We start from the raw sequence: 17,170 nt of genomic DNA, 5'->3' as shown, positions 1-17,170 counted from the left end.
ATATCTCACAACATACTTATTGTGGAGGAGGGTAATAGAATGAAATTCAGATCACTTACCGGGATCAAAATGGCATTGGCAACAGCAGCCATGGTTGCTGTACCAATGTGGGTTCATGCTGAAACATTCACTGGCACGGTCAATGGTCATGACTGCGCACACAATGGCGTCACCTGTCCAGTTGAAAAACTTGATCCGCATATTGCACTCGAGTCCGATTTTGTCTTGATGGTGGGCGAGGGTGATTATCTCTTCATGCCGAACCTGTCCAGAGATATCAAAGTCAGATACGTACTGGATAACGTGCAGGTGAAGGGTGAAAAACATCCTCGGTTCAATGCGATTCAGGTCGATGAGTTTCGCGTCAAGAAGGGTGGCAAATTCGTCACGGTCTGGTCCCGGAAACAGGCAGCATTTGAATATGAAGCCCTGTATAGAGATGGGTTGGCCTTTCCCGGACAGAAAGCCTACTAAGCCCGGGCAAAAACGAGAAACCGAAGTGTAATTCAAGCTGGGTTCGGAAACTGGCTGAACCCAGCTTAATCTGTCACTAGATGATTCGCATGAAAGCCGCCACGCTGGTAATACTCTATATCCTGTTTGCACCAACGCTCGCATGGTCTACTGGATTGGGTATACGTGCCTACACAGTACCAAAACCGGCAGCAGATTTTTTCCTGCCCGATATGATGGGAGAGATACACCAAAGGTTTGATTACCGGGAGCGGGCGTACATAGTCAGTTTTTGGGCGACCTGGTGTTCACCCTGCATCAAAGAGCTGCCGGATCTGCAACGTGCAGCTGAGATACTCGGTGCTGATAATATAGCTGTTGTTACGGTCAACAGCGGTGAAAGCCGGGAGCTTGTGCAACAGTTTATAAAAGAGCGGTCCCTTATCCTGCCGGTGCTTTTGGACCGGGACTCCCATATGCTGAGACAATGGCAGGTGCTGGCACTGCCTACTTCATATATCGTCAATGCCCGGGGATTGGTTGTAGCGCGTGTGGTCGGTGGTATTGATTGGGATGAGTTATCGATACTGGCGCAGGTGCGTTCATTGATTTCAGCAAATCAAAACGATGTTGTACCTGACGACTAGGTCCCAAACCATCAATCCCGGCCAGTCGCCAGCTTTGCAACAATCCCATGCATTGCTACTTCAGCATTCTCAAAAGCGTCCGAGAGTTCATCGATCGTCGCATAGCCCTGTTTGGCGTTTTCCAGGCCTTTGGCGATCTCCGCCATCAATTCAGCAATCACATTCAGTGCATCGTCACCGCCCGTGGTAAATGCCTGTGTGACAGAATCTGTTATTTGATCGTTGACAGCAGTTGGAAATGCCATTTCAGTAACCTCGGTTGTCAATGTTTGGATCTCTAATTATTTAGACTAATTTTGAGATGGCTATAACTTATATCTTAGTTTAAAGCTTGAAAAAAAGGAAAAATCGGGCGATGTGCTCGCTGCTGCAACATCGCCCGCCTGCAGTGGCAGGAAGTGAGGAGAAGTGTTGAAAACCCTGTTATGTATGCCGCAGCGTCTGCCTCGCCAAACGTCCCATCTGTAAGGTTAAATTCTCTTTCCATTGGTCCAACGTCCTTGTAATCAACTGGGTGCGTCCACAAACCGGACACTCAAACAGCGACTGTTCCGTTCGTCCTTCCTTCTGGGATTCAACTTCGGCCATCAACGAAGAACAGTGTGAACAATGCATTTTACTCTCCGAGTAACTTTAAAAAACTCCTTACCATTAAGCCACCTCCCTTATGGCGGCATTTTCTATCGGCTATTGCCGATCAATCCCATTTGAGCGCGCCACCCGTTTGATACTCGGTGACCCGTGTTTCAAAGAAGTTCTTCTCTTTGCGCAGATTTGCCTGCTCATCCAGCCAGGGCAGGGTTGCCTCGGCACCGGGGAAAGGCTCATCCATACCCAGCTGCCGTGCACGGCGGTTGGCGGTAAAACGGAACTGACCGATGTGATCCTCTTTGGAGTAACCCAGGATTGGGTCGCGCATGATGTAGCTCGCATAGCCGATTTCGGCGGCTTCGGCCTCATCCCACATGTCGCGCATTGCCTGTTTATCCAGGGTGATGTTCTCTTCCTGGATGATCTGCTTGACCACGCGGATGCCGAATGAGGCATGCAGCACTTCGTCACGCATGATGTACTGCAGCTGTTCCGCTGTGCCTTTCATCAGGCCGCGACGCTGCAGGGCGAAGATGGGGCTGAAGCCGTTGTAGAACCAGCAGCCTTCGAAGATGGCGCCGAAGAAGATGTAGGCCATGACGAAGTTGTGCAGCTCGTCCGGGTCGCGCAGGTTGATATCGGCGCGCAGGATGGAGGAGAGGCGGCGGTTGGTGATCTGGATCTTCTTGTTGATCTCCGGCACCACCCGATAACGGTTATAGATCTCCCCCTGGTCGAGGCCGATGGTCTCGATGCAGTGCTGGTAGGTCCAGGTGTGCAGGGACTCTTCGTAGACCTGGCGCGCCTGGTAGATCTGCAGCTCGGGGGCGGACATCTTCTCCATCACCGCCAGGCCGATATTGCGCATCGCCAGGATGTCGGAGGTGGTCAGGTAGGAGAGCACGTTCTCGTAGACGTGGCGCTCCTCCAGGGTCAGCTTGTACTGATAGTCGTGGACATCCTGGGCCATGTTGATGTCCAGTGGGGTCCAGTGATTCTTGTTGGCGTTGAGGAAGTACTCCCAGGCCCAGGGATATTTGAAGGGGGCCAGCTGATTGATGTCGGTCATGCCGTTGATGACCCGCTTGTCATCCGGGTTGACCGGCTCCATGGAGGCCATGGCTTCGCTCTGCTGTTCCACCTCCAGGGCGCGGGCTGCCTCTTCCACCACGTGGGGATGGGCCGGCGTTGTCTCGGTTGACGCGGGTGCCGGGGTGACTTCCTGGAGTACCGGTTTAGCGAGTGGATCGTCCCAGTTCAGCATCTTCTATTCCTCTCTGTCTTTATCGCTTGAGTGGTGGCTTCTCATTGCATTGCTTATTGGCAGGCTTCGCAATCCGGATCGAGGATCGAGCAGGCCTGGGGCGCTTCGCTGCCACCGGCGCCGATCATGTCGACACCGTTACCGCTGCCTCCCTGCTGGACCGAGGTCTTCTCCGCGCCGGTGGCGCCGATGGAGCGCAGGTAGTAGGTGGTCTTGAGACCACGCACCCATGCCAGCTTGTAGAGGTTGTCCAGTTTCTTGCCGGAGGGTTCGGCCATGTAGAGATTGAGGGACTGACCCTGGTCGATCCATTTCTGACGCCGGGAGCCGGCCTCCACCAGCCAACGGGCATCGATCTCGAAGGCGGTGGCATAGATTGCCTTGATCTCGTCCGGGATGCGATCGATGGGTTGCAGGGAGCCGTCGTAGTATTTGAGGTCGTTGATCATCACCTCGTCCCACAGCCCCAGCTTCTTCAGGTCGTGGACCATGTAGGGGTTGACCACGGTGAACTCACCGGAGAGGTTCGATTTGACGAACAGGTTCTGGTAGGTGGGTTCGATGGACTGGCTGACACCGCAGATGTTGGAGATGGTCGCGGTGGGGGCGATCGCCATGGTGTTTGAATTGCGCATGCCCTGGATGCCGATCTTCTTGCGCAGGGCGTCCCAGTCCAGGGTCTGGCTCTCGTCCACCTGCAGATAGTCCCCCCGCTCGGCCTTCAGCAGCTTGAGGGAGTCGATGGGCAGGATGCCCTGGCTCCACAGGGAACCCTCGTAGCTGGAGTAGCGTCCGCGCTCCGCCGCCAAGTCGGAAGAGGCCTGGATGGCGAAGTAGCTGACTGCCTCCATGGAATGGTCGGCGAAGGCCAGGGCCTCTTCGGAGGTGTAGGCCAGGCGTTGTTTATACAGGGCGTCCTGGAAACCCATGATGCCGAGGCCCACCGGGCGGTGGCGCAGGTTGGAGTTGCGCGCCTGGGGGACGCTGTAGTAGTTGTAGTCGATGACATTGTCGAGCATGCGCATGGCGGTGCTCACGGTCTTTTCCAACTTCTCCAGGTCGAGGCCGTTCTCGTTGACGTGGGCGGTCAGGTTGACCGAGCCCAGGTTACACACCGCGATCTCATGATCGTTGGTATGCAGGGTGATCTCGGTACAGAGGTTGGAACTGTGCACCATTCCCATGTGCTGGTTGCTGTAGCGCAGGTTGCAGGGATCCTTGAAGGTGATCCAGGGATGGCCGGTCTCGAACAGCAGGCCGAGCATCTTGCGCCACAGATCCACCGCCTTGATGCTCTTGCTCACATCCAGCACGCCCTTGGCCGCCTTCTCCTCATAGGCCAGGTAGGCCGCTTCGAAGGCCTTGCCGGTGAGGTCGTGCAGGTCAGGGGTGTCATTGGGCGAAAACAGGGTCCACATACCATCTTCCGCGACCCGTTTCATGAACAGGTCGGGTATCCAGTTGGCGGTATTCATGTCGTGGGTGCGGCGGCGTTCGTCACCGGTGTTCTTGCGCAGTTCCAGGAACTCCTCGATGTCGATGTGCCAGGTCTCCAGGTAGGCGCAGACCGCGCCCTTGCGCTTGCCCCCCTGGTTGACCGCCACCGCGGTGTCGTTGGCCACTTTGAGGAAGGGGACCACACCCTGGGATTTGCCATTGGTGCCTTTGATGTGGGCGCCGAGGCCGCGTACCCGGGTCCAGTCGTTGCCCAGGCCGCCGGCGAACTTGGAGAGCAGGGCGTTGTCCTTGATGCTGCTGTAGATGCCGTCCAGGTCGTCGGGCACCGTGGTCAGGTAACAGCTGGAGAGCTGGGGGCGCAGGGTGCCGGAGTTGAACAGGGTCGGGGTGGAGCTCATGAAGTCGAAGGAGGAGAGCAGATTGTAGAACTCGATGGCTCGCGCCTCCCGGTTGATCTCGTTGATGGCCAGACCCATGGCGACCCGCATGAAGAAGGCCTGGGGCAGCTCGAAGCGGATACCATCCTCGCTGTGGATGAAGTAGCGGTCGTAGAGGGTCTGCAGGCCCAGGTAGGTGAACTGCAGGTCCCGCTCAGGTTTCATCGCGGCGATCAGATGGTCCAGGTCGTACTGACCGATGCGGCTATCCAACAGATCCAGCTCCTCGGCCTGCTGGATGTAACGTTTGAAATAGCTGCAGTAGCTTTCGGCCATTTCCGCCTGGGTGTTGACCGGGGTATCCAGACCGAGAAAGCCGAGGGCCTCCCGACGCAGGATGTCGAGCAGCAGGCGTGCGGCGACCTGGGAGTAGTTGGGTTCCTGATCGATCAGGGTGCGGGCGCTCATTACCAGGGTCTGGGAGACATCGTTCTCTTTCACCCCGTCGAACAGGTTGCGGCAGGCATCCTGCAGGATGAGGCCGGCATCCACCTCCTCCAGATCGTTACAGGCCTCGTTGACCAGGGCTTGCAGACGCTCCACGTCGAGGGGACGGGTGGTGCCGTCTTCCAGGGTGACATTGACAATATGCTCCTGGGGAATACCCTCGACCTCGGCGCGCTTGGCCTCCTCTTCGATGCGCTTTTGTGATTGGCGCTCACGATACAGGACATAGGCGCGGGCAGCCTTGTGTTCACCGGAGCGCATCAGGGACAGCTCCACCTGATCCTGGATATCCTCGATATGCACCGTGGCGTTGTCGGACAGGCGACGGGTGAGTGCACTGAGCACCTGATCGGTGAGTGCCTGGACGGTATCGTGAATGCGGCTGGAGGCGGCGGCGCTGCCGCCCTCGACAGCGAGGAAGGCCTTGGTCATGGCGACGCTGATCTTACCGGGGTCGAAATGGGTGACCTTGCCGTTACGGCGAATGACCTGGATGCCACTGCTGTTGCTGGATCGAGCCTGTGTTTGAGGCTCTTGCATCAAGGGTGGCTGGGTAACTGAAATGGAAGCGTCGCTATTGGCTGCTTGTGTGGCCATCTCTTCTCCTGAATATGTTCGCATCGTAGCCATTATTGCGCCGGGTCTATGAACTGACTGTCCTGGCTGTCGATTGTCTGTTGGTGGTTACATTGTTGTCTTTATTCGGCTGACAGGGTGGCCGGTGTGTGCGGATCGCTGCATCCCCTGTCTGCGTCAAGCCTGTTGCCATGGGAACGGCTGTTCCGGAGGCTGGTCTTTATCTCATCCCGGCCGGTTATCTCCGGCCTTGTTATCTGATTGTTGAAGTGGGAAACAGGATTCGGACTTCAAAACCAGTAAACACAATATATATCCTATTTGCTCGATGTCAACCACAATATATTGTGTATGAAGTTGTGGAAAAGCAGCTCCAGTCTGTGCGTGAATTGTGGATAAGCTATGGATTGTTATCTCCTTTTTCCGTTAAATCATTAGCTTACATTGCCAGGTGAAAGTCACCCCGGGGGATCGCTTGGACAGGGAGGGTTGAGGATTTTAGATTGGGGTAGACATGCTGCCTGATAATCAGGAATTTTGTTCCTGTGATATTGTTTGATTCCAGGCTCTCCAGATACAAATCCACATCATCTACCGAGTGGTGCCGTGGATATCTGCCAAGGTAGTCATTTACAACCGGGACTTTTCCCACGGCCGGTGAATTTGATGCAGTGGCCGATGCGCCCGGGGGTGGGAAAAGGGTTGGCAACCACATCCAGAATGCGTATTGTTAAGAGCCTGGAAAACAACAATATTTAACTAGGGCCTGTTAACACTAATCCAATGCACTCTGCTGGGGCTGTTTTTGCACCCAGCAAGGCAGAATGAGCGTGGTGTAGCCCGGCTACATGAGCGAATGATAACGCCGCTGGGCGCAAAAACAGCCCCAGCCCTTCGGGTTGCGCCTGAAAGAGCGCCACTCAGCGTTGCTCGTCGTTCATTTGGAGTGACCAAACTTCTCTCCTCGCGCCTTGATTGGCGCTCTTTCAGGCACAACAGAGTGCATTGGATTAGTGTTAACAGGCCCTAAGCTCAGAACAAGTCCTGGATGTATATCTTGCGTTTAAGGGCTTGCGTCCCTGGATTGTCAATCTGGACGATAGGGTGGCAATCATCAGCGAATGATAGCTTGATGTGGTTCAGGGCTTGGATAACTAAAATACAGTTGAACTGACGAGGAGTTTTTAAATGCTGGTAAGCGAAATCATGACAAGAACACCTAAAACGGTGACGCCGGATACCAAGCTTCTGGAGGTGGTTTCTCTAATGTGCCTGTTTCGTTACAGCGGTCTTCCGGTGGTGGAGGATGATAAATTAATTGGCATAATTGCAGAGAAGGATGTATTGCATCGGATGTTTCCCACCCTGGAGGAGATCATGGATGGAATATCCTCACCAGACTACGACAGTATGATGCTGCAGTATAAGGATGTGGTGAATCTCAAGGTGTCCGATCTCATGACCCCAAGTGTGATTACGGTCAGCCCCGACATGCACATACTGCGTGCCGCCACCATCATGGTTCGCCACAAGTTCCGCCGGATTCCTGTTGCCGATGCCGGGCAACTGGTGGGAATGCTCAGCCTGGGTGACATCCACAAGGCGATCTTTCAGGCCAACATGGCGGAGAGTATCGGTTAACGATTCAAGCCGCGAATTAACGCAAATCACCGCCAAGACTCGCAAATATAAAAAGGGAAAAGCATTGCTTTCAAGCCAATCCATGCCTTTGTGGCAGTAACCCGATACAAAAGAATTTCTAACATTTTTTTGCGTTAATTTGCGGTGATTCGCGTCCAGTTGCGGTGAATCAGAACTCCCCGGTCGCACCGGCAACCATCACGTCGAGCATCGCCTGGTTGACCCGAATGGCGATCTCGGTCAGTTCTGGTGGTAGAAGTTCACTGTTGATCAGCATGTCCAGATTCAACATCATCAGCCAGAGCTTGCCCTTTTTGTCCTCCACCATGGCGATACGGCAGGGCATATAAGCGGCATAGATGGGATCATGCATGATCATCTTGCGCGCATCTTCCGGATTACAGAACTGAAAGATGTCCAGATATGGGGTTTTAAGTCCCCGTGCCTCCAGCTCTTTTGATACCTCTTGTCTGGCTACGTATTTCAGGTTGATCTCCGCGGCGCGGGACATCAATGCCTGTATAGCGTCATCCTTGGTGATCCCATCCTTGACGCTCATCTGCACGACTGTCTGATTGATGTCGGTGATGTTGATTTCAGGTTGATCCCCAGCCACTACAGTTGTAGAGATCAGGCCCAACACCAGAGCGAGTCCCAGTGCTTGTATCGATTTCATAGCATTCTCCCGAGTATTTCGGTTCTTAAATTATTGTGAATGGGTCAGGGTTACTTTTTGTTATTGGGCGCAAGTGATGAGATATAGGCGAGCAGGGCCTCTATCTCTTTGTCCTTCAATTCATCGAAGGTTTCATCCTCAGGATCGTCATCGTGTACCCGTTTATCCCACTGGAACATCTTGATCTGGCGGAACAGGTAGCGTGGGTATTGCAGTGCCAGCGCAGGGATACCCTTACGCGATCTACCCATGCCGTTTTTCCGGTGGCAGCTTTTACAGTCACCATTATAGAGCTCTTTACCCAGTTCCATATCACCCGGCCAGAGCGGAATATTATTCAATACCGGATTGATCTTATCCAGATTGACACTTTCGTAGTAGGCGGCGATGTCGTCGATATCCTCCTCGCTGATGGAGTGGAGGGAGGAGGTGATGAGCATACGAGGATTGATTCTCTCTTCTTTGATATAGGCCTCGATCTGCTTGATCATGTATCCGGCTGGCGTGCCTGCGAGCCTGGGTGAGGCGGGCCCTGGAGTTCCTTGTCCATAATGGCCATGGCAGAGGGCGCAACTGCGAGCCTGCTTTTTGCCGTTTTCCAGATCGATGGCGTGGGCAAACATGGGGATGGTTAACAGGAGGGTTATGAGTAGCCTGTTCATAGTTCTGCGGCTCCTTCTATAGAGGATGGTCGTTATAAAAAAGTTTTTTTGGTATATAAATCCAACAGCGGAGCAAAGAGAACTCATGCCCCATTTCTTTAAAGGAATGAGGTCAAATTAGATTTCCTGGTCCTCTTGGCACCCTTGGCTGATGGTTTGTTATTAGGATTATTAATCCGACTTTGTATGAGCCGTCGATCGTTAAATTCGATCTTTTATTATCGCGTTCAATTCTCACAAAATCGTCTGTCGCTTTCAATTATTCTTATTCCTTTCAACCACTAATAAAATGGTGGAATAAGACTGATTTGAACTTTCTTTATTGTGTCATTGCGATACCCTCGCTATATTACAATGTTATATTGGACAAGATCCAAAGCGGTGATTGGAGCCCGAACCGGGGCGTCCACCGCTATCAGGCAGAACGCTGGTTGTTGAGTGGATTAAAAGGCGTACTACTTCTGGTGGGACGGCACTATAACGATAAATCACATATGGAGTTTCAATGAGAAAGTCTATCTTGGTAGTCTCCTCAGTGGTCATGATGCTGACGGGGCAAGCGGTTGCAGAACCCGCCAGCGATGCAATGCGCGAATATGAACAGGCATTGGAACTGACGCCGAATATTGAAAATGGCAAGCGGGTTTACAGAATCTGCTCTGTCTGCCATACACCGGAAGGATGGGGTCTCGAAAGCGGCGCCTATCCCCAGGTGGCCGGTCAGCTGCCGACTGTACTGATCAAACAGTTGGCTGATATTCGCGCCCGAAACAGAGACAATCCAACCATGTTGCCGTTCACCTCACCAACCCTGCTTGGGGGAGCGCAGGAGATCGCCGATGTGGCCGCCTATATCTCACGCTTGCCCATGTCACCATACAATGGGGTGGGACACGGTAATGACCTTGAAAGGGGTAAGGCGCTCTACCAGGACAACTGTACCGAGTGTCATGGTGATATGGGGGAGGGTAATCTGGAGGATCATATCCCGGCTATCTATGGTCAACACTATCGCTATCTGCTGCGCCAGTTCGAATGGATAAAACTTGAGCGTCGTCGGAATGCGGATAAAAAGATGGTCAAGCAGATTCATAACTTCACCCATCGGGATATACGCGCGGTGCTCGACTATGTATCACGCATCAAACCACCGTCGGAAAAGATTGCTAAAGAGGGATGGCGAAATCCCGACTTTCCCAATTTTGCCAGGCCGGCAGATCTGCACTCAGGTGCCGGTTACGCCATCGATAGGCGGCCTGTCAGGCCTATGCGCCCGAAATAGCCAGACAGTTTATACCCAATGAGCGGGCATAAAAGTTTAGTCATCGGTGTTTAACCGATTTCTTAGGGGAATAAAAAAAGCGGGGTTGAACCCCGCTTTTTTATTGCGCCAATCCTTGGCTTCAGTCGGCTTACATGAAGATATCGTTGGTGATATTTGTAAACCAGCTGTGGGCGTATGCAACTTCCCGTGCACGCATCTCCGGTGTTGCCTCGGTTGGGGTCAAGCCACCAGATACCTTGGTGATCTTTGAGCCGTCCTCGGCCAGCTGATAGACAGCCGCAACTGAGATACCCCAGTCCTTGCCAACGATGGAGTAGCAGGTGTTGACATAGGCCGGTGTGCCGGGCTCTTGACCGTTCAGCAGGGCTGCAACGCTTGCGGCGCAGACCTTGGCTTCAGAGTTGGCGGCGTAACCGGATTTCGGCATACCCTTGGCAATCGAGGCATCACCGATCACATGGATGTTTTTGTGAATGGTGGACTCGAAGGTGTGCAGGTTGATGGGGCACCAGCCGCTGTCATTGGTCAGACCCGCGGCGAAGGCAATCTTACCTGCCTTCTGGTTGGGGATGACGTTCAGAACGTCAGCCTTGACGGTGTCATCAAAACCGGTAGTGACAGATCTGGAACCTGCGTCCACCTTGACAACGGCATTGTCGTTGGAACCCTGGGCACTGCCACGCCACTCGATCATTGAGTTGTCGGTCTCATAGCCGTAGAGTGCTTTCCAGCCCTGGGTGAAGAGACCCATCTTGGAAAATTTCGGCTTTGGATCGAGGATGATGATCTTCGACTTCGGCTTGTGCTGTTGCAGGTAGTGTGCAATCTGAGAGGCACGCTCGTAGGGTCCGGGAGGGCAACGGAATGGATTGCCTGGTGGTGCAATGACGACTGTGCCGCCATCCTTCATGGCTTCCAATTGCTTACGCAGGGTGACGGTCTGAGAACCAGCCTTCCAGGCGTGAGGAATATCCTCGGCAACCTTGGCGTCGTAGCCCTCGATGCCTTCCCACTTGAAGTCGATACCAGGTGCAACGATGCAGCGGTCGTAAGCGAAGCTTTGACCTCCGGCTGTCTTTACGGTTTGGCCCTTGGCGTCGATTTCGGTGACCACATCATGGACCACTTTGACGCCATGACCACCTAGTCCGCTGTAGCCGAACTTAATGGAATCGATGCTGCGTCCACCACCCAGTACTTCATTGGACATGTAGCATGTGTAGTAGTGCTTGTTGGCTTCGATCAAGGTAACTTCGATGTTCGGATCGGCCATACGCAGATACTTTGCCGCAGTGGCACCACCGGTACCGCCGCCGACAACCACAACCTTCTTGGAAGCGCCCATGGCAATATAGGGGGTGCCCATCATGCCTATGGCAGTAGCCGCACCCGCGCCTTTAACAAATCCTCTTCGGGTAATCTTCATATCTCTTATTCCCCTCTTATTTCTTGCCTTGGGCATAGTAGTTGAAGAGCGCCTCGAAGCCGGCATCGCCCTCTTTCTTGATCAACTGGTTGACTTTTTTCTTCATCTTCTTCGTCATCTCACGATCACCCGCCTTGTAATCGGACATGGTGTAGTGAAGATAAGGTGTCAGCTGACCCATCAGGATGCCGGAATCGTCTTCCGCTGAAGTACCACCCTCGGCATGACACTTTTCGCAATACTTGTCATGCAGCTTGGCACCTTTCTTGGCTAGCTTGGCATCGAAGTCTTGCTTGGCTACAACGAAGGGTTGTTTGCTGAAGAGTTCGCCCATGGCCTTGATCTCGTCATCGGAATAGCCTTTGGCGATACGACCCATGATGGTGTTTTTAATCGAGCCATCTTTGAAACCCAGCATTACTTCTTCGAAGTAGATAGCGGAGATTCCGGCAATGCTCGGGGTGGCCGGGCCTGCGCTTGCACCGTTAGTGCCATGGCAACCAGCACAGGTAACGGCCAGCATATTGGCACTGGCGCCCGTCATCGTCTTGGGCTTGTCAGCAGCGAAGGCCGCAGATGAAGCACCGATAACCAGTGCGCCGATCAGGGCTCTCTGTAGTTTTTTGTACGCCATGTTACCTCCTTTGGTATTGAAAACAGGCTTACATTATTAGAACAGGGTACAAGGTGCGCCCTGCCGTTCGAACCGGAGCAGTGATTAGGACTGTTCCTGTTGCAGTAGACTCAGATGGGTATCCTCCACGCCTCATGTAAGGCAATTATTGGGAAACGCGTTCCCCCACCTGGGTAATGCCCTTTTTATTTTAGAAGGCTCGCAACCTCGACATGCTTTTTCTTTTTAGCGATGTCCAGGGCAGTGTGGCCCTCATTGTCTTTATTCATTTTGTTTGCGCCGTGTTGAAGCAGCAGCTTCACCATCGGCTTTGAACCTTTTCTTGCAGCTTCCATCAATGCTGTAATGCCGTCAGCATCCGCCAGATTAATATCGGCACCGCCCTCGAGCAGCAATCTCGTTGTCTCTAATCTGTCCTGACCTACAGCCCAGATCAAAGCGGTAGCCCCATCCTGGTCTTGAGCATTAACGTCCGCATAGTGGTCGATGAGGGTTTTAACCACATCGTTATGGCCGCTATCGGCGGCAAGTATCAATGCTGTTGAACCGTTTCTGTCCCGGCTGTCGATTTCAGCGCCATGTTTGAGCAGCATAGCACAGGTGTCGGTGTGTCCTTTTTCTGCTGCCATCATCAAGGCGTTGTGACCATGCTTGTCAGAAGCCTTGGGGTCGGCCCCCTTGAAAAGTAACTGTTCGACCATATCGGTTATGCCATAGCGGGACGAAATCATCAGTGCATCCCAACCGGCCCGGGTGCGATCATGAATGTATGCGCCACGTTCCAACAGCATGGCTGTCAGGGCAGGATGGCCGTTCTCAGCGGCGAAGGTCAATGCCGTGCAGCCGACCTTGGTCCGCGCATTCACATCCGCACCACGATTCAGCAGCAGTACCACCGCTTCGAAATTATCGTTCTCCACCGCCATCATCAGGGCGGTCTTGCCGAACTTGTTTGCAGTGTCGACCGGGAGGCCTTTGTCCAACAGGACTGTCATGGACTCAACATCGCCAACGCTAGCGGCCAGGCGCAGGTCTTTCTCGTCCTGTGTATCACCACCATACAGGGGTGTTGTCAGAAGAATCACAATGATTGCAAAGAGCAGTCTGGTGTTTTTCATTGCATTCCTGTAAGGAGACTTAACTTCATATTTCATCTAAGAGAAGCCGTTAAATTATTGCAAAGCAGTTTTCAGACCGGTCAAGACTCATCAGTTTCTTCTTCTTCTGGCTCATCCGGTTCCTCGTGTGCGACACCTTTATGGCAATCGATACAGGCCTTGCCCTCGTCCATTGCCTTCGGGTGGCGTTTGCGGGCGCTGCGATCCTGCTCACTCAGGTCCATATTGGTAAACTCATGGCAGGAGCGGCACTCACGGGAGTCTGAAGCGCGCATCTTTTCCCAAACCCTTGTCGCCATATCCCAACGGTGGGCCTCATACTTTTCCCTGGTGTCTATAGTGCCCATGATCTCATGATACACATCCTTGGCAGCCATGACCTTGGCGATCATCTTCGGGATAAAGGGTTTCGGTACATGGCAATCCGAACAGGTAGCCTGTACACCCGAAGCATTCTTATAGTGCAGAGTCTCTTTATACTCTTCAAGATTGACTTTCATAGAGTGACAGGATGTACAAAACTCCATCTCATTAGTGTAGGCAAGGCCCATGCTGAACAGGCCAGAGAATATGATGCCACCAATGAAAATAATGCCCGCTAAAATTATAGATATTTTACCCGCGGATCTGTAGCCAGCACGCTCTTTGAACATACTCCACCCTCAATATTATCCAAGGAAAGTTGTCAGCTTCCCCAGTGTCGTTTTTTGCTACCCCATCAATTTTGCTGCATACAGGGTATTTTTTCTAGACTGGAGGATGTTACGTCAAGTCGAATGTCAATGCAAAAAATACCATGTAAACAATTGCATGTGAAATTATTAGTAGGAACTAATTTAGTCCTATCCCAGCCGCTGGGTCGGGTCATTCCCTGGCAATTGCCGGTAGGGCTGCCACCTGTGATTGATCTCACCCAGGCGCATGAGTTCCCCTTGCAGGCGATGCTTGTACTCGGGATTGTCTATGCCGGGATAGAGGGTGGTGCGTATTTCGTATGCCACGCCGCTGGCCACCAACAGGCGGGCGGAATGCCAGGCAGACTCCCCGGAATTGGTTATTCCGGTCAGTGAGGGATAATCTGCCGCCAGCGCCTTGATATCCAATCCTACCCAGTCAATCATGGAGAGCAGTTGCTCGAAGCGTTGAGGATAGATGCCGGCCGTATGCAGTCCGACTCGATATCCCAGTCTTTTGATCTCCTCAATAGCCTTTCCGATGGATCGCTGCAGTGTCGGTTCACCGCCGCTGAATACAACCGCATCCAGCAAACCGATACGGGTAGTGAGAAAGTCGATAATATCCTTCCACGACATAGGGTTATCGGTCAGCCTCGGCTGCAGTTGGCGATTATGACAGTAGTGGCAACGCATGGGACATCCCTGACAAAAGATCACGGCTGAAAGATTGTCGGGGTAGTCGATGGTGGTGATGGGGGTAAGCCCCCCAACCTGGAGTCCCTCGCCTGGCATGGTTTAACTCATAATGGCCTGTTATGCGTCGTCTACAGGGGAATGGATCGAGCCTGACATCTGGGCCTGAGTGAAATAGCGGCGTTCCGCGTGCTCCGCCTGTTTGCCGGGATTGAATGCGGAGATGGGGCGGTGGTAGCCCATCACACGTGTCCAGATTTCACACCGGGTGCGTTCTTCGTCTTTTAGTTCAATGCTTAGGTGCATGGTTGATCTCCTGTTGTTTGCGCAGGATGAGTTCCTGATCGCATTTGGGGCAGAATTCGTGTTCACCACTGATATAGCCGTGTCGCGGGCAGATGGAGAATGTGGGGGTGACGGTCATATAGGGGATGCGGAAGTTCTCCAGTGCCCGTTTAACCAGTTTTGCGCAGGCCTCTTCGCTGCTGATATGTTCGTTCATGTAGAGGTGCAGCACGGTACCGCCAGTATATTTACGCTGCAGTGGCTCCTGGTGGTGCAGGGCGGCGAAGGGATCATCGGTAAAACCCACTGGGAGCTGGGATGAGTTGGTGTAGTAGGGTCTATCGATACTCCCCGCCTGGAGTATGTCTGGATAGCGCTTTCTGTCCTCCTTGGCGAAGCGGTATGTGGTCCCCTCTGCGGGGGTCGCCTCCAGGTTGTAGAGATTGCCCGTCTCTTCCTGAAATGCCACCAGGGTGTGACGAATATGGTCGAGGAAGCGCATTGCGAACGCCGCACCTTCGGCTGTGGCGATATCCTCCCGGTCATGGGTGAAATTGCGGATCATCTCGTTGATGCCATTCACCCCAAGGGTGGAGAAGTGGTTCCTCAGGGTACCGAGATAGCGCTTTGTATAGGGGAAAAGACCGGCGTCCATGTGGCGTTGGATCACTTTGCGTTTGATCTCGAGACTGTTGCGGGCCAGCCTCAGGAGCTCATCCAGCCGCACCATCAGGGCCGCCTCATCCCCGGGATAGAGATACCCCAGCCGCGCGCAATTGAGGGTCACCACACCCAAGGAGCCGGTCTGTTCAGCCGATCCGAAGAGCCCATTTCCACGTTTTTGCAGTTCGCGCAAATCGAGCTGTAGACGGCAGCACATGGAGCGGACCATATTCGGGCTCAACTCGGAATTGAGAAAGTTCTGGAAATAGGGCAGGCCATATTTTGCGGTCATCCTGAACAGCCGCCTGGCGTTTTCACTCTCCCAAGGGAAATCGGGGGTGATGTTGTAGGTCGGTATGGGGAAGGTGAAGACCCGGCCTTTCGCATCCCCGGCGGTCATCACCTCGATATAGGCACGGTTGATGAGGTCCATCTCGAGTTGCAGGTCGCCGTAGCAGAAAGGCATCTCCTGGCCAGCGACGACGGGGACCTGGTGGCGCAGGTCCTCGGGACAGACCCAGTCGAAGGTCAGGTTGGTGAACGGGGTCTGGGTTCCCCAGCGTGAGGGCACATTCAGGTTATATATCAGCTCCTGTATGGCCTGGTAGACCTGCTCATAGCTGAGCCTGTCTTTGCGCACGAAGGGTGCCATGTAGGTATCGAATGAGCTGAAGGCCTGGGCCCCGGCCCACTCGTTCTGCAGGGTACCGAGAAAATTGACTATCTGACCGACGGCGCTGTTCATGTGCTTGGGCGGGCCCGACTCCACCTTGCCGGGTACCCCGTTCAAACCTTCATGCAACAGGGTGCGCAGGGACCAGCCTGCGCAGTAGCCGGCCAACATGTCCAGGTCGTGGATGTGGATCTCCCCCAATCGGTGCGCTTCGCCGATTTCCGGGGGATAGACGTGATTCAGCCAGTAGTTGGCGATCATCTTGCCGGAGGCATTGAGTATCAACCCACCCAGGGAGTAGCCTTGGTTCGCATTGGCCGATACCCGCCAGTCGGTGCGCTGCAGATATTCGGTTACCGAGGCGCTCACATCCAGCAGGGTACGGCGGTCCTCCCTCAGCTTTTTGTGTTGTTCACGATAGACGATATAGGCACGGGCTGTTTTCAGGTGGTTGGCACTGATCAACACTTGCTCGACGATATCCTGGATACGTTCGATACCCGGGGTCTGTTCGCGATAACCGGTATGGCTCAATACCTTGATCACATGGGCGGTCAGGAGTCCGGCCTCTTCGCTGCTGAATTCACCGCTGGCTTCACCCGCCTTGAGGATGGCGTTTTCTATCTTCACCCGATTGAATTCCACCTCAGTGCCATTACGCTTGGTGACTTTAATGGGTAACCAGGATTCTCTCTTCAAGGCGTGGGCATGCATGACCTGCGACCCTCCAGGTAATTTAGCTTTATCTACTAGATGTAGGAATGTATATGAAGTAAAACACTATATGTTGTGTTTACAAGGCGATTCTTTGACTCAAGTCAATTGCCCTTCAAATCTTTTTCAGATGAGAGCTTATTGTTGATT

General features: G+C 53.4%; 16 protein-coding genes. 4 read left to right on the top strand and 12 right to left on the bottom strand.

Features of this window, described 5'->3' with window-relative positions:
* Window positions 1–39 precede the first annotated feature (39 nt).
* On the top strand, window positions 40–474 hold the full coding sequence (locus R2K28_RS16505) for a hypothetical protein (protein ID WP_316366159.1): 435 nt from the start codon (window positions 40–42) through the stop codon (window positions 472–474).
* Window positions 475–563: 89 nt separating this feature from the next.
* Window positions 564–1,100, top strand: coding sequence for a TlpA family protein disulfide reductase (locus R2K28_RS16500; protein ID WP_316366157.1), 537 nt, complete (start codon window positions 564–566; stop codon window positions 1,098–1,100).
* 11 nt (window positions 1,101–1,111) lie between these two features.
* Here R2K28_RS16500 and R2K28_RS16495 read toward each other — a convergent pair whose 3' ends face one another.
* The 3 genes from R2K28_RS16495 to R2K28_RS16485 all read right to left on the bottom strand — a co-directional run bounded on the left by R2K28_RS16495 (window position 1,112) and on the right by R2K28_RS16485 (window position 5,837).
* A complete protein-coding gene (locus tag R2K28_RS16495; protein WP_316366155.1) occupies window positions 1,112–1,345 on the bottom strand; it encodes a hypothetical protein in 234 nt (77 codons plus the stop codon).
* Window positions 1,346–1,797: 452 nt separating this feature from the next.
* Window positions 1,798–2,955: a ribonucleotide-diphosphate reductase subunit beta gene (locus R2K28_RS16490; protein ID WP_116448049.1), complete on the bottom strand. Its 1,158-nt coding sequence runs from the start codon at window positions 2,953–2,955 to the stop codon at window positions 1,798–1,800.
* Window positions 2,956–3,008: 53 nt separating this feature from the next.
* Window positions 3,009–5,837: a ribonucleoside-diphosphate reductase subunit alpha gene (locus tag R2K28_RS16485; protein ID WP_442871447.1), complete on the bottom strand. Its 2,829-nt coding sequence runs from the start codon at window positions 5,835–5,837 to the stop codon at window positions 3,009–3,011.
* 1,224 nt (window positions 5,838–7,061) lie between these two features.
* Here R2K28_RS16485 and R2K28_RS16480 point away from each other — a divergent pair.
* The gene (locus tag R2K28_RS16480; RefSeq protein ID WP_116445225.1) at window positions 7,062–7,514 is read left to right on the top strand and encodes a CBS domain-containing protein; all 453 of its coding nucleotides are present in this window, start codon (window positions 7,062–7,064) and stop codon (window positions 7,512–7,514) included.
* 169 nt (window positions 7,515–7,683) lie between these two features.
* Here the strand turns inward: R2K28_RS16480 and R2K28_RS16475 are convergent, their stop codons facing one another.
* Window positions 7,684–8,190 (bottom strand): DUF302 domain-containing protein, encoded by a 507-nt coding sequence (locus R2K28_RS16475; RefSeq protein ID WP_316366154.1) that lies wholly within the window; start codon window positions 8,188–8,190, stop codon window positions 7,684–7,686.
* 50 nt (window positions 8,191–8,240) lie between these two features.
* Entirely contained in the window at window positions 8,241–8,852 is a 612-nt protein-coding gene (locus R2K28_RS16470) for a c-type cytochrome (RefSeq protein WP_316366153.1), read from the bottom strand.
* Window positions 8,853–9,357: 505 nt separating this feature from the next.
* Here R2K28_RS16470 and R2K28_RS16465 point away from each other — a divergent pair.
* Entirely contained in the window at window positions 9,358–10,134 is a 777-nt protein-coding gene (locus tag R2K28_RS16465; RefSeq protein ID WP_316366151.1) for a c-type cytochrome, read from the top strand.
* 130 nt (window positions 10,135–10,264) lie between these two features.
* Here the strand turns inward: R2K28_RS16465 and R2K28_RS16460 are convergent, their stop codons facing one another.
* From R2K28_RS16460 to R2K28_RS16430, 7 genes are all read right to left on the bottom strand, one after another.
* Window positions 10,265–11,563, bottom strand: coding sequence for an NAD(P)/FAD-dependent oxidoreductase (locus R2K28_RS16460; protein WP_116444466.1), 1,299 nt, complete (start codon window positions 11,561–11,563; stop codon window positions 10,265–10,267).
* Between the two features lie 16 nt (window positions 11,564–11,579).
* Window positions 11,580–12,197, bottom strand: coding sequence for a c-type cytochrome (locus tag R2K28_RS16455; RefSeq protein ID WP_116444465.1), 618 nt, complete (start codon window positions 12,195–12,197; stop codon window positions 11,580–11,582).
* 185 nt (window positions 12,198–12,382) lie between these two features.
* On the bottom strand, window positions 12,383–13,315 hold the full coding sequence (locus R2K28_RS16450; RefSeq protein ID WP_316366148.1) for an ankyrin repeat domain-containing protein: 933 nt from the start codon (window positions 13,313–13,315) through the stop codon (window positions 12,383–12,385).
* Window positions 13,316–13,395: 80 nt separating this feature from the next.
* Window positions 13,396–13,866: a NapC/NirT family cytochrome c gene (locus R2K28_RS16445; RefSeq protein ID WP_335342914.1), complete on the bottom strand. Its 471-nt coding sequence runs from the start codon at window positions 13,864–13,866 to the stop codon at window positions 13,396–13,398.
* Window positions 13,867–14,157: 291 nt separating this feature from the next.
* Entirely contained in the window at window positions 14,158–14,784 is a 627-nt protein-coding gene (locus R2K28_RS16440; RefSeq protein ID WP_316366145.1) for an anaerobic ribonucleoside-triphosphate reductase activating protein, read from the bottom strand.
* A gap of 21 nt (window positions 14,785–14,805) precedes the next feature.
* Complete coding sequence (nrdD, locus tag R2K28_RS16435; protein WP_316366143.1) at window positions 14,806–14,991, bottom strand: anaerobic ribonucleoside-triphosphate reductase; 186 nt, start codon at window positions 14,989–14,991, stop codon at window positions 14,806–14,808.
* The gene (locus R2K28_RS16430; RefSeq protein ID WP_316366141.1) at window positions 14,975–17,020 is read right to left on the bottom strand and encodes a ribonucleoside triphosphate reductase; all 2,046 of its coding nucleotides are present in this window, start codon (window positions 17,018–17,020) and stop codon (window positions 14,975–14,977) included. The genes nrdD and R2K28_RS16430 overlap by 17 nt, the downstream gene beginning before the upstream one ends.
* Window positions 17,021–17,170: the final 150 nt, after the last annotated feature.

This window comes from Candidatus Thiodiazotropha sp. CDECU1, assembly GCF_963455295.1.
Taxonomy (GTDB): domain Bacteria; phylum Pseudomonadota; class Gammaproteobacteria; order Chromatiales; family Chromatiaceae; genus Thiodiazotropha.
Note: the sequence above shows the minus strand (reverse complement) of the source record. Positions and strands in the feature narration are given on the sequence as shown.